The organism is Flavobacterium aquidurense (assembly GCF_031458035.1).
Lineage (GTDB): Bacteria > Bacteroidota > Bacteroidia > Flavobacteriales > Flavobacteriaceae > Flavobacterium > Flavobacterium aquidurense_C.
On the sequence record NZ_JAVDXR010000002.1, the window covers coordinates 1 to 13,810 of the forward strand.

The following is a 13,810-nucleotide window of genomic DNA, read 5'->3' on the forward strand; positions in this document are numbered from 1 at the left end:
TGACGCAGGAAAGTCCGTCTGACTGATACAATCTTTGGTGAATCAACGACATAGAATAAATTCTGTTTTGACTGTTTTTTATCGCATCAACTGCATATTCGTCCTTAAGATAAGAAGACTGGGTATTGAGCAAACTCATGACAACCTGCAAATTATTTTTTACTCTATGGTGCAATTCTTTCAAAAGCCATTCTTTTTCCTTCACTATATTTTTAAGAACTTTATTTTTTTTCTCTATATCCACTTTACCTGCCTGAAGTTTTTCGTTACTTTCTTTTTTATTTTTATAACTCCTAAAAATCAATATCGTAATAATCAACAATAAAATTAAAATAACACCCGCAACAATTTTTATAATTTTATCATTGTTTATCTTAACCTTCTGAAGTTCGCTTTGGTTCGTTAAAACATGAATGTCTTTATCCTTTTTCTCTGTTTCATATTTTATTTGAAGATTTGAAATTTGGTAAAATTTCACATCATTAAAAATACTGTCTTTTGCTTTCTCATATTTTCTAAGATGGGAAATGGCCGACATATAGTTTCCAGTAGCAGAATCCAATTTAAATTTCATGTAGTCACCATTAATGATCATATTAATATCTTTGATTGATTTTCCTACTTTTATACTTTCATTTAAATACTCTGTAGCTAACTCATAATTTTTAATCTTGAATAAATGGGTAACTATATTGTTGTTTATTTCAATATTAATCATCTCAGATATAATATTTTTATTTGTTTTTTGAATTTTTATCAGTTTACCGCAAGCCTGATTAGAGGTGTTATAGTTTTGTAAGTCATCAAAAAAGGTTATATAGCAGATTTGGAGCCAAATGTTATCGTAGTAATTTTTAATTTTTAATTTTGTAACTGTAGTGTTAAAAAATTGTTTAGCTTCTTTTTTTCTACCCAGTTTTAGTAAATCCTTAATAATATAACTGGCATTGTAAAAAGGAGAAATTTCAGGAGCATCCATTTCTAAACTATAATCAAATACTTTTCTATGGTAATTCAAAGCCATTTCATAGTTTTCCATTCTATAATAGGAAAGTGCCAGACTCATATAATTAATTGTTAGGGAAAATATATCATTGCTTCGCTCTCCAATTTTTATTGACTGAAGTTCATATTTAATGGCCTCTGTATACAAACCTATATTAGAATATGTTCTGGCCATATAGTGATATAAATTCTGCATTTGATCTTTGTTACCAATATCTTCATATAGATTTTTGGCTTCATTAAACTTTTGAAGTGCGGCCTTAAAATTTCCGGAATAATGATAGTGGGCACCATAATATACCAAAATGTCAGCAATTTGTTGTTTAGAACCTCCCTTTTTAAATGCCTTATAGGCTTTTTCGATGATCTTTAAACGAATAAGACATTCTGTTTTATTAAATTCATAATAATTTGTAAGTTCGCGGTATGCCTCACCTTTAAGCCATAAAATATTGTTTTTATGCGCTATTGCAAAAGCTTTTTTAAGCTCTCTTATTCCTTTTGATGAATTGTCACCCTCCTGGAATATTTTCGAATACAAAATTAGGCTCATCCATTTTCCTCTGTCGTAATTGACTTTTCGACTCAGTAAATCTGCTTGTCGGGCAAAAATATAGCTGCTGTCTATGTCCGCTTTTTCTTCGCCTGCTTTTAAAACATAATACAAGCTTAAGGTTTGCAGTTTGAGAACTCGTGTAGTATCATCTAAATTTGTTTTTAATTCCGCTTTAATTTGTTCACTGTTTTGTTTCAATAAAGACTGTGAAAAAACGGTAATATTGATGTGAAAAAAAAAAAATAAAAGACAGGTTTTAAGCAAATGCTGCATGTTGAATGACTGTGGTTATTTCGGTTATTTAATAGATAATAATTGATCAAGGCTGAATTTAAATAGCTTTAAAAAAGATAAATTCAATTGGATTTATAGTATTTATTTCATGATTTCATTTTTATAGCAAAAGAATAATCATAGAGAAAAACTACAGAAATTTTTAAACCATTTGAAGAAGTTACTTTAAACTCGCCATTTAAATCTGAGCTTAAGCCTTCCATCAATTTCATTCCGAGCGAATTGTATTTAGTTATATCAATTTCTCCTTCGATACCAATTCCATTATCGCTTATTTCGAGTGCAAAATAATCATCTTCAAAATGGCGCAACGAGATTTTAATGGTTCCCTTTTTTTGGTCAGGGAAAGCATATTTCAGAGCATTTGTTATTGCTTCATTTAATATTAATCCAATGGGTACCGCTTGCGAAACGTGCATTTCGATATCTTCAATGTCGAGAATATAATTAGATTCAGATTGATAACTGTCTTTTAAATAATTAACAAGCTCCTTAATATATTCAGATATTTTGACGCAGGAAAGTCCGTCTGACTGATACAATCTTTGGTGAATCAACGACATAGAATAAATTCTGTTTTGACTGTTTTTTATCGCATCAACCGCATATTCGTCCTTAAGATAAGAAGACTGGGTATTGAGCAAACTCATGACAACCTGCAAATTATTTTTTACTCTATGGTGCAATTCTTTCAAAAGCCATTCTTTTTCCTTCACTACATTTTTAAGGACTTTATTTTTTTTCTCTATATCTAATTTACTTAGCTCAAGTTTTTCGTTACTTTCTTTTTTATTTTTATAACTTCTAAAAATCAATATCGTAATAATCAACAATAAAATCAAAATTACACCCGCAACAATTTTTATAATTTTATCATTTTTTATCTTAACCTTCTGTAGTTCGCTTTGGTTGGTTAAAACATGAATGTTTTTATCCTTTTTCTCGGTTTCATATTTTATTTGAAGATTTGAAATTTGATAAAATTTCAAATCATTAAAAATACTGTCTTTTGCTTTCTCATATTTTCTAAGATGAGAAATAGCAGAGATATAATTGCCAGCTGCGGAATCCAATTTAAATTTCATAAATTGTCCATTAATGATCATATCAATATCCTTAATTGATTTCCCTAATTTTATATTGTTATTTAGATATTCTGCAGCTAACTCGTAATTTTTAATCTTAAATAAATGGGCAACTATATTGTTGTTTATTTCAAGATTTATCATCTCTGGCAGTTTTTTTTGATTTGCTTTTTGAAGTTCCATTAGGTTATAGCAAGCTTGATTGGATATGGGGTAGTTATTTAAATCATCAAAAAGAATCATATAACAGATCTGAAGCCAAATTTGATCCCTGGCATCGGTAACTTTTAAATTTCTGACTGTAGTATTAAAAAAATGTTTGGCTTTTTTATTTCTGCCGAGTTTTATCAAGTCCTTAATAATATAAGAGGCATTATAAAAAGAAAAAAATTCAGAATATATTTTTAAATTGTAATCAAATGATTTTTGATGATAATTTAACGCTAATTCGTAGTTTCCCATTTTATAGTAGGTAAGCGCAAGATTAGTATAGTCCTCCATTAAGAAAAATATATTCTTATCTTGCTCTCCCATATTGATGGATTGCAGGCTATATTTTACAGACTCAGTATACAAACCTATTTTAGAACATGTTTCAGACATATGGCTGTATAAATTCTGCATTTGGTCTTTGTCGCCAATAGCTTCATATAGGTTTTTGGCTTCGTTATACTTTTGAAGGGCGGCCTTAAAATTTCCTAAATAAAAATAGTGACCACCATAGTATAATAAAATGTCAGCAATTTGCTGTTTAGAACCTCCTTTTTTAAAGGCTCTATAGGCTTTTTCGACGATTTTTATCCGAATAATGCATTCTCTCTTATTTATATCATAATAATTGGTAAGTTCGCGGTATGCCTCACCCTCAAGCCATAAAATATTGTTTTTATGCGCTATTTCAAAAGCTTTTTTAAGTTCTCTGATTCCTTTGGATGGATTGTTTCCCTCCCGAAAAATTTGAGAATACAAAATAAGGCTCATCCATTTTCCCTTATTGTAATTGATTTTTTGACTCAGAAAGTCGGCTTCTCTGGCAAAAACATAACTGCTATCCATATCGGCTTTATCTTCGCCAACTTTTGTAACATAATATAAACTTAGGGTTTGCAGTTTTAAAATCCGTGTTGTATCATTTAAGTTTTTTTTTAATTCCGCTTTAATTTGTTCACTCTTTTGTTTTGATAAAGGCTGTGAAAAAACGGTAATATTGATGTGAAAAAAAAAAAATAAAAGACAGGTTTTAAGCAAATGCTGCATGTTGAATGACTGTGGTTATATCGGTTATTTAATAGATAATATGCGATTAAGGCTAATACAAAGGAGTATTAATATAAATAATATCTCAATACTTAAAAGCAAATCTAATTTATTTTTCTTTAATAATATTTCTTTAAAGAAGATTCTGGTAATAATTATGTTTTAAATATTATTATTAAAATCGATACACATTTATATTATTTTTTGGCTAAACATTAATTCAAAAACTGCTAATTTAGTTGTAGAACAATAAACATTTGGTTTCCTTTATGTTATATTTGTTAATAATTATAAGAAAATTAACAAAAAAACATGAAAATAATTTACTTTTTAGGTTTTCTTTTAAGTATTACACTTCAAAGTTATAGTCAAATCAAAAAACCGGTAAACAGCTTTGATGTAAAAAAAGAGAGATTATTGCTAAAAGCTACGGGAATTTATTTACACGCGTCATACCAAGGTGCTATAGATATAGATAGTGCAATGGTAATGGCTTGTAAAGCGAATAATGTTCCTGTATCACTATCATATGATGAGGGTTATAATGACGGAAACTATATGCCCGGAAGTGAACTGGTAGATAATAATAATATAAAGGGGGCATTAAAGATACTCGCCAAGTTACAAAAAACGGATCGTGTCAAATTATTACTTCATTTAGGGAGTCATTATTTATTTAAACCTGGAAACAAAAAGGAAGATCTTCAAAAATCAGTAATCTATATAAAACAAGCTATACAGCAAAGTAATTTAATCGGGATATCTAAATGGCAACAGCAGAGCAATATGTTATTGGCAAAATATTACTCCCAAGCAAATAACCTTGACGAAAGTAAAAGGATATTTTTAAAAGCTGTGCAAGAAATCAGAACATTAAATCAACCGGAAGCTTTAGCTGAAGCTTTAGAAAATGAAGGGACTTATCTTCCTCTTACCGATGAAGATAAAGCAAAATCGCTATCAGAGGCAATGGTACTTTACCGAACAATTAACGAAAAAGAGAAGGAATTAGAATCTTTAATGAAATTAATTACAGTTCATTTTTGGACTGGAAGAATGGACCTTGCCGAGAAAGAAAACTTAAAATGTCTTGCACTTCAAAAAAAAATCGGATTTAAGCATAATCATTATACAACAACAACTCTTGCCTTTATATACATTCAGACAACTGAAATAGGAAAGGCATTGTATTATGCATTAGAGAGTATCAAAACTATGGAAGCCACAAAAGACTATATCTGCGCTAACCAATTTTATATGCGCTTAGGAAACATATATAATATTATGGGACATTATGAAGAAGCCATAAAACTATATAGAAAGAGTATTGACGCAGATAAAAAATATAATATTAAAAATGAAAACTGGTATAAAAGTTTTTTTGGTGCGGCTGAGTCACTTTTTAATAATAAAAAATACACAGTTGCGCTTAATTACATCAATGCGGTAAGTAAAGATTATCCGCCCGAAAATATTTTAGATAAAATGTATCTTGCCAGAATCAAGGCAATTGCCAATGAAAAGGCAGGAAACCAAACTTTAGCAGAAAAATTTTATTTAGAAATGATCACTTATGCTAAAAAATTAAACTCACTAGAAACCGATTATGACGTAGCAGAATGTTATTCGCTCATGTCATTGTTTTATGCTGAAAAAGGAGATCTTATTAATGCTAAATTTTATGCCGACAAAATAAAAGCCATAAGCAAAGGAAAAAAGCAAAACTTTCATTTTCAGAATTTAGAACTTTCCTTGTTTAAAATTGATTCTCTTTCCGGAAACTATTTTCCAGCAATTAAGCATTATCAAGTATATAAGCAAATTAATGATTCCCTTTTTAGTAATTATAGATCCAGACAGATTGAAGAATTAAAGATTCAATATGAAGCTTTAAAGAAAGAAGAAAGCATTAAATCATTAGGCGTTCAAAATAGCTTACAGCAGAATCAATTAGAAAAATCAAAACTGATAATAAAATTATCGATTGGATTACTCCTATTATTGCTAATAATTATCGTATTACTCTACAATCTGTATCGTTTAAAACAAAAAAACAATAAAAAGCTTGAAATTAAAGAAAAGGAAATTAGCCTGAAAAATACAAATCTCCAGTATTTGCTTAATGAGAAAGAATGGCTGATAAAAGAGATTCATCACAGGGTGAAAAACAACCTCCAAACAGTAATGAGCCTGCTTAACTCCCAGTCTTCTTATATTGAAAATGAGTTGGCTTTATCTACTATAAAAAGCAGTCAGCACAGAATTCATGCCATGTCCTTAATTCATCAAAAACTGTACATGTCCGAAAACATTTCAACTATAAATATACCTGTTTACATTAAAGAATTAGTTGAATATTTAAAAGATTCATTTTATTTGAGGCAACGTATTCGCTTTAAAATAGAAATAGATCAAATTGAATTAGATGTGATACAGGCGATTCCATTAGGATTAATTATAAATGAGGCGGTTACCAATTCTATAAAATATGCCTTTCCAAATGATGGGAAAGGAATCATTTCCATTACGTTAACCGCTATTAATACCAAACAGTATTCATTGAGCATTCAAGACAATGGAATTGGAATTCCTGCTGAGTTCAAAGAAAAAAATAATTCATTCGGAATGAGTTTAATCAAAGGTTTAAGCACTAATTTAGAAGGAACTTTTTCCATTGAGAACAGCAATGGCACTTTGTTAAAGCTTAATTTCGAAAAAGTTGTTTTAAACAAACACAAAAAATTTTAAGAGTGCGATGGCGCTAATTTTTACCTGACAGGTTTTAATAATCAATTTATAATATTTATTTAAAAAAAACTTTTTTGTTCTAGATAATCATTCAAAAAGCGTTGTAAGTAATGTGACAAATACTTACATCGCTTTTGCTTGATCATATTTCATAAAATAGTACTGCATTGTGAATTGATCTAATAAAGAACAACTTTAAAAAATCATTTTTACTTCAATAGTTCACGATTTATAATATTCTATTTCGTCATGTTTCAATAAATTAACGAAATACCGTAAAACAAAATCGCACTTAAAACAACATAATACCTGTAATACAGGTTTTTAGCTATTTAGGACCATTTATTGCTGTACACTAAGAGATAGTAGACAAAAGTTTATGAATTGATTAAAAACTGCACGCATGTATAAAACAAAGTGTTTTAGAAAATTTAATAAATATTTTTGGTTTGTGATTTTATTGGTAATCACGACACAAAATAACTGCATGTATGCTAATAAAGATAAAATTATTGTACCAGAAAAAAGTGCAATAACCACAGCAATAAGAAGTGATTTTTTAGTTATTTTGACTTTATTATTTCTAATTTTGGGATTGTCATATAAATTATATTGTACGAAAAAAAATCATAAAAAAATAGCACAGCTAAAAGAAGCACAAATCAATAATCAGAATGAAATTTTAAATAAGCTCCTTTGTGAAAAAGAATGGCTTCTGAAGGAATTGCAACATCGTGTAAAAAACAATCTTCAGGTTGTCATTAGCCTGCTCAATTCACAATCGGCTTATCTGGAAAATAAGGATGCTCTTTTGGCCATTCAGGACAGCCAACACAGGATGAATGCGATTTCTCTAATTTATCAAAAGATATATGAAGAAGAAAATTTAGCCATAATTGATATGTGCTGGTACATTCCGGAATTGATTACTTATTTAAAAGGCGTTTTTAATACCGAAAAAAAAATATCTTATAAACTGGATATTGAATGTGTTGATCTTGATGTTTCGCAAGCTGTGCCTTTGGGATTGATTTTAAATGAAGCTATCATTAACGCGATTAAATATGCATATCCTTCAATGGCAGAGGGAGAAGTTAATATCCGTTTAAAAAGAATGGAGCTTGAAACGTATCAATTGATAATTTCAGATAATGGAGTAGGTGTTGCAGATGATGTAGAACTTAAAGAAATAAACTCTTTCGGAATGCATCTAATGCATGGTTTAAGTGCTCAGGCAGATGGTACATTTAATATTGAAAGCAAAAACGGATTAACGATTACGATCAATTTTACAAAACAACAACTGGCAAACACAGAAAATAAAGATTAAATAATGGAAAAAATTCTAATAGTCGAAGATGAATTTATTGTAGCCAATGATCTGAAAAGGATACTCATTAAATCCGGCTATGAAGTTTGTGGTATTGCAGCATCAGTTGAAGAAGCCCGAATTCTAATCGATTCAAAAAAGCCAAATTGGGTTTTATTGGATATTATACTTAAAGGCGATCTTACCGGAATTGATCTTGCATGTGAATTAGAAAAGAAAAATATTCCATTTTTGTTCATTTCGGCCAACACCAATCATTCAATTTTAAATGCTGTAAAAGAAACAAAACCTTATGGTTTTTTAGTAAAGCCTTTTAGAGAAAGAGATTTGTTTGTAATGCTGGACATTGCGCGTTACAAATACAATTTTGAAACCGGAAATCCCATTGATACCAGTAACATTAAACCCACGCCAAAAGAAAATCATAAAGTAGAAATCATAGGCAAGAACAAAAAACTGCTTGACTTACTGCAGAAAATTAAGATTGTGGCACCCACTGAAACGTCAGTTATGATTTTAGGTGAAAGCGGAACAGGAAAAGAAAAAATCGCAGATTTAATTCACTCCCTTTCCAACAACAGTACGAAACCTTTGGTGGTGGTAAACTGTGCGGCATTGCCGGAATCATTGATCGAGTCAGAGCTTTTTGGCCATGAACGTGGTGCTTTTACAGGAGCTGATAGTTTAAGAATAGGAAAGTTTGAACAGGCCAATGGCGGTACTATTTTTCTCGATGAAATAGGAGAGCTCCCTTTAGATTCTCAAGTAAAACTTTTAAGAGTATTGCAGGAAAAAGAAATAGAAAGAGTAGGCGGTGAAAAAACAATTAAATTGAATGTTAGAATCATTGCCGCGACTAACAGATGCCTGCCGTTTGAAGTCGCAGAAGGAAGATTCAGATTAGATTTATATTACAGATTAAATGTATTTCCTCTTGAATTGCCACCTCTACGGGAACGTGTTGAAGATATTGAAGATCTTGCATATTATTTTTTGAAGCAGTATGCTTTAAAAGCAAAAAGAGATATTTCCAGAATCTCAGAGAAGGCATTACAACAGCTTAAAGATTATAGTTGGCCAGGAAATATCAGAGAACTCGAACATTTGATAGAGCGAAATGTTTTACTAGCTTCTAAAAATGAAATATTAGAATTTGAAATTTTAAATGATTTTCCAGTAGCTAAAAAAGAACTCGAAACTACTATTTTATCAATGGAAGAAATGGAGCGTGAGCATATTATGAATGCACTGAAAATGTGCCACGGTAAAGTATATGGAGCAGGCGGGGCGGCAGAATTATTAAAAATATCGCCTTCGACACTTTTTTCAAAAATTAAAAAATTAAATATAAGACAAGGTTACTATTAATGAACCATTAAATAGTAAATTGCTTCTTTTTCAAAATTGAAATCTCTTTTAAAACCAAATGAAGGAAAATAAACAATCAGAAATCGACAGGCTCTTATTATCCATTAATGAAAGAAACAGAGAACAAACTGTTTTGCTTTCTATCAATAAAAAATTATCAGCTATTACAGATCAAGAGGAGCTGCGTTATTTTTTAGCTGAGGATTTAAAGAACTATATCGCATTTGATCGTTTTGTGCTCTGCGCTACTGATGAAAATGAAAAACAATATAAGGTTATTTTTCATGATGATAAAAAACAGTTTTCGATTTTTAAAAAGCAGCTTTATGATATACATGATGGTTTTTTTGATGTTGCGCTTCAATCTCCGGAAGCTATAAAATTCGATGCCGGATCATTGAGTAAAATACAACAAAAACCTGATTTTATCGCAGAAAGTTTCAATGCAGGTATGAAAAATATGATTGTTTTTCCGCTGCATTATCAAAAGAAAAACCCCTTACTACTTTTTCTATTTATAGATCGTGCAAATAAATTCGACAGGGATTCTCAAAGATTTTTAAACGGTATCAATATTCAGCTGTCTATTACGGCCTCTAACATCATTTTAAAACAAAATCTGGAGGAGCAATTAATTACGAATCAGGACAGAAAATCAAAAGAAATAAAACAATATTCTGATATAAAAGTGACCGAAACAATTTTTGAATCGGATAAATTAATAGGCAGGAGTATTGCTGTCCAAAAAGTAAACGAGCTCATACAACAAGTTACTGCATCAGATTCGACCGTTCTAATTTTAGGGGAAAGCGGGACCGGTAAAGAATTGGCAGCCATTAAAATTCACGAAAATTCTACAAGAAAACACAAAAAAATGATAACGGTCAATTGTGCCGCTATTCCGCAACACCTTATAGAAAGCGAACTTTTTGGGCATGAAAAAGGAAGTTTTACAGGAGCTACAGAGAAACGTATTGGCAAATTTGAATTGGCGCACAATAGCACTTTATTTTTAGACGAAATCGGAGATCTTCCACTCGAGATGCAAACAAAACTTTTACGAGCCTTACAGGAAAGGGAAATCGAAAGAATAGGAGGAAAACGTATTCTGAAAGTGAATGTCCGAGTAGTTGCCGCAACCAACAGAAATTTAATTACTGAAATGGAAAATGGAAGATTTAGAAAAGACTTATTTTATAGATTAAATGTTTTCCCGATAACTATGCCACCTTTGCGGGAACGTAAAGAAGATATTGAAGAATTGTGCCTGCATTTTCTAAAGAAGTATACAAAAAACCCGGATAAAAAGAATATTAAATTATCGGGCAATGCCTTGAAGTCAGTGATGAATCATTCCTGGCCCGGGAACATCAGGGAACTGGAACATTGTATGGAAAGAAGTGTTTTATTGGCAGATGGCTTACTTGTTAATGAAATAAACTTTTTGACAGAAAGCGAAAAAATATTAGCAATAAATAACTCCGAAGGTTTTGAAATTAAGCCTTTAAAGGATATTGAAAAGGAATATATTCTTAAAATTATAAAATTATGCAATGGAAGGATTTCCGGACCAAACGGAGCAGCCAACAAATTAGAAATCCCTTCAACCACCCTAATTTCGAAGATGAAGAAACTCGGAATTAAAAAGCAGCATTTTTCAGAGTAACAAAAGCTTTTGAAACAATCGCTATAGCAATGTTTTTTGCATTATAATTGTTTTGGCGCTGCAGATTTGAAAAGGAAATTATCTCTTAAACTTTAAAGTATAGGAGATAATTTCCTTTTAATATTTAATTATCTACTACTTAATTTCCTGCAAAACAAATGTTGAGCTTTTTGGACTTTTAGGGTTAAAAAGCTCATTAAGCTTTGCATTTAGGACATAGTATTTACCTTTTGCAAAAACTCCGGTGGTTGGAAAATCGTTAAGACTTGATTGCGTATCTTTTATTGCAGCCTCTTTCCAATCAGTACTGGTTTGTAATTTGAAAATTTTATAAGAAGCATGCGAAATTACTAGTAATTCATTTTTTCCGTTAAGGATTAGGCCATCAGCTCCTTTTAGCTCTGGCGTACTTATTTTTTTTATTGAATTACCATCGTTAATATCGATTTTAAATAAAGTACCTGTATTGGATTGGGCTGCTATTAAATATCCATCTTTGTGATATACAATTCCGTTTAAGTTATATCCTTCTCCTGTCCACTGTGTATTTTGTGCAAAAATAGATGCTTTCCCTTGTGGATTAATTTTAAAAATAATAGGCGAGAAACTATTGGTTGCGTATAGATTTCCTTTCGCATCAATGGTCAAATCGTTCACAAAATTAGGTTTGTTTGGGTTTAAAATTTGCAGATCAACAATGAACTTACGTTTACCAGTTTTTAAATCATAAGCTGCAATTTTGGATAATTTATTTGTTGTCTCTGGTTTGGACTTTTCGGCAACGCCGTTATCGGTAATAGTTACATACAGTAAATTTCTGTTATCATCAGCAAGAATCCCTACTGTAGCTATTAATTCAGGGTCATTAATGAACTCTTGATAATTCCCTTTATAATCAACTTTTCCAATTTTTCCATAATGAACTGAACTTACAAAAAAAACATCTTGTTTCGGGCTATATGCTGTGCCTTCCGGATATAGCTCCTTCGAAGTAAACTCTATATTCTGCGAATGAAGAGTTCCTAATGATAATAAGGCTGCTACTATGTATACTGATTTTTTCATGGTAATTTAAATTTAATTATTGTTGTTGTTTTTTATATAATTGAGTCTTAATTATTGTTGCGAAAACAATTGATAATGCAAGGGTTATAAAAAGTGCCATCTGTATTGTCACTGCTAGCCATCCTCCAGCGTTCCAACATAAAATGCCAATATAGGCACCAAGCGCACCACCAATAAAATAGCTAGTCATATAAACAGTATTAATCCGACTGTTTGCGCTCGTGTCGAGAGTATAAATTAAGGCAATGTTGGTTACTTGTGCAGCCTGAACTCCTATATCAATTAAGATAATTGCGAACCATAATGCTCCCAGGGAATCCGGGAATATGGCTAGGGCAATAATACTGGTTAATATTAATCCCATAGCAATAATCAGGGAACGTTCCGGATTATTTCCTTTGTCAGAGAGTTTTCCAAAGAGAGGAACTAACATTGTACTGCCCACCGCAAGCAGACCAAATAACCCAATTGTATCGGATTTATAATTAAAAGGGCTGCCACTAAGATGAAAAGTGAGTGTGACCCAAAATGAGCTTAATGTTCCGAATGTTAGTGCTCCAACTAACGCAGTACGCCTTAGTGTAGCAAAACGTTGAAATTGACACAATACAGAGCGTAATAGTTCCGTATAACTGCCTTCAAATCGTTCTTTGTTTCCTGGAAAATCGGTTTGCATTAGTATGGCAGAAAATGAGACTAACAATGCAGAAACGATATATACATAACGCCATCCCAGCCATTCTGCAATATAACCACTGACCACTCTGGCGGCTAAAACACCAACGAGAATACCAGTGAAAATAATGCCTACGATTTTACCTCTATTTTCGCTAACCAGACTAGCTGCCATAGGAAGAATTACTTGCGCTGTAACGGCAAACAAACCAATTGCAAGGCTGGCGATATATATAGTGGTAATGTTAGAAGCAGTAGCCATAATCAGCAATGAAACGATTAGACTTAATTGTAGCCACAGAATTAGTTTTTTTCGCGCTATTTTATCACCCAAAGGAGTAATGAAAAATAATCCAAGGCCATAACCAGCCTGGGATAATACAGATATGAAACCTGTTGATTTTACCTCAATCATAAGTGATTTTGCTATTTCATTTAGGATTGGCTGACTATAATAGATGTTGGCAACACATATTCCAGCTGTGGCAGACATTATTATAATTTGTTTTTGAGAAAGTTCTTTTAAGAGCGTCATAATCTTTTTATTTAGAGTTATGTTTTATATCAAGTTTTTGTAATTTTTACTTAGTAGTTAGTAACTTTTTAATTGGTAGATTTCGTTTTGCATAATAAAATGTTTAATTCAAATGCTGTTAACAATCAGAAAATTTGACGGGATCTAATTTTTAAATTGTTTATTTATCTATTGTGGACCAATACTTTTATTTTTTCAAGAAACACGCCAATTTTTATTAATCATT

The 13,810-nt window shown here is 31.2% G+C and carries 8 protein-coding genes; 4 read left to right on the forward strand and 4 right to left on the reverse strand.

The annotated features are described in order from the left end of the window. Positions 1–1,759: tetratricopeptide repeat-containing sensor histidine kinase (locus J2X17_RS03365; protein ID WP_310294696.1), on the reverse strand; the 1,759-nt coding region annotated here is incomplete at its 3' end. Positions 1,760–1,941: 182 nt separating this feature from the next. Further along, positions 1,942–4,197, reverse strand: coding sequence for a tetratricopeptide repeat-containing sensor histidine kinase (locus J2X17_RS03370; RefSeq protein ID WP_310294698.1), 2,256 nt, complete (start codon positions 4,195–4,197; stop codon positions 1,942–1,944). A 312-nt stretch (positions 4,198–4,509) separates the two neighbouring features. On the opposite strand from J2X17_RS03370, the gene J2X17_RS03375 reads away from it, so the two are divergent. From J2X17_RS03375 to J2X17_RS03390, 4 genes are all read left to right on the forward strand, one after another. After that, positions 4,510–6,945, forward strand: a complete 2,436-nt coding sequence (locus tag J2X17_RS03375; RefSeq protein WP_310294700.1) for a histidine kinase dimerization/phosphoacceptor domain -containing protein — start codon at positions 4,510–4,512, stop codon at positions 6,943–6,945. Between the two features lie 403 nt (positions 6,946–7,348). After that, entirely contained in the window at positions 7,349–8,275 is a 927-nt protein-coding gene (locus J2X17_RS03380) for a sensor histidine kinase (RefSeq protein ID WP_310294702.1), read from the forward strand. Between the two features lie 3 nt (positions 8,276–8,278). Beyond that, positions 8,279–9,643 carry a sigma-54-dependent transcriptional regulator gene (locus tag J2X17_RS03385; RefSeq protein ID WP_310294704.1) on the forward strand — a complete coding sequence of 455 codons (1,365 nt, stop codon included), beginning with the start codon at positions 8,279–8,281 and terminating at the stop codon, positions 9,641–9,643. Between the two features lie 58 nt (positions 9,644–9,701). Then, a complete protein-coding gene (locus J2X17_RS03390) occupies positions 9,702–11,309 on the forward strand; it encodes a sigma-54-dependent Fis family transcriptional regulator (RefSeq protein WP_310294705.1) in 1,608 nt (535 codons plus the stop codon). A 135-nt stretch (positions 11,310–11,444) separates the two neighbouring features. Here J2X17_RS03390 and J2X17_RS03395 read toward each other — a convergent pair whose 3' ends face one another. Further along, positions 11,445–12,374: an SMP-30/gluconolactonase/LRE family protein gene (locus J2X17_RS03395; protein WP_310294707.1), complete on the reverse strand. Its 930-nt coding sequence runs from the start codon at positions 12,372–12,374 to the stop codon at positions 11,445–11,447. A 16-nt stretch (positions 12,375–12,390) separates the two neighbouring features. Continuing rightward, a complete protein-coding gene (locus J2X17_RS03400; protein WP_310294708.1) occupies positions 12,391–13,584 on the reverse strand; it encodes an MFS transporter in 1,194 nt (397 codons plus the stop codon). Between the last annotated feature and the right edge of the window lie 226 nt (positions 13,585–13,810).

Excerpts from the sequence above, each read along its gene's own strand:
- J2X17_RS03380 (WP_310294702.1), top strand. The coding sequence starts at position 7,349 with ATGTATAAAACAAAGTGTTTTAGAAAATTTAATAAATATTTTTGGTTT.
- J2X17_RS03385 (WP_310294704.1), top strand. The coding sequence starts at position 8,279 with ATGGAAAAAATTCTAATAGTCGAAGATGAATTTATTGTAGCCAATGAT.
- J2X17_RS03400 (WP_310294708.1), bottom strand. The coding sequence starts at position 13,584 with ATGACGCTCTTAAAAGAACTTTCTCAAAAACAAATTATAATAATGTCT.
- J2X17_RS03390 (WP_310294705.1), top strand. The coding sequence starts at position 9,702 with ATGAAGGAAAATAAACAATCAGAAATCGACAGGCTCTTATTATCCATT.
- J2X17_RS03370 (WP_310294698.1), bottom strand. The coding sequence starts at position 4,197 with ATGCAGCATTTGCTTAAAACCTGTCTTTTATTTTTTTTTTTTCACATC.
- J2X17_RS03375 (WP_310294700.1), top strand. The coding sequence starts at position 4,510 with ATGAAAATAATTTACTTTTTAGGTTTTCTTTTAAGTATTACACTTCAA.
- J2X17_RS03395 (WP_310294707.1), bottom strand. The coding sequence starts at position 12,374 with ATGAAAAAATCAGTATACATAGTAGCAGCCTTATTATCATTAGGAACT.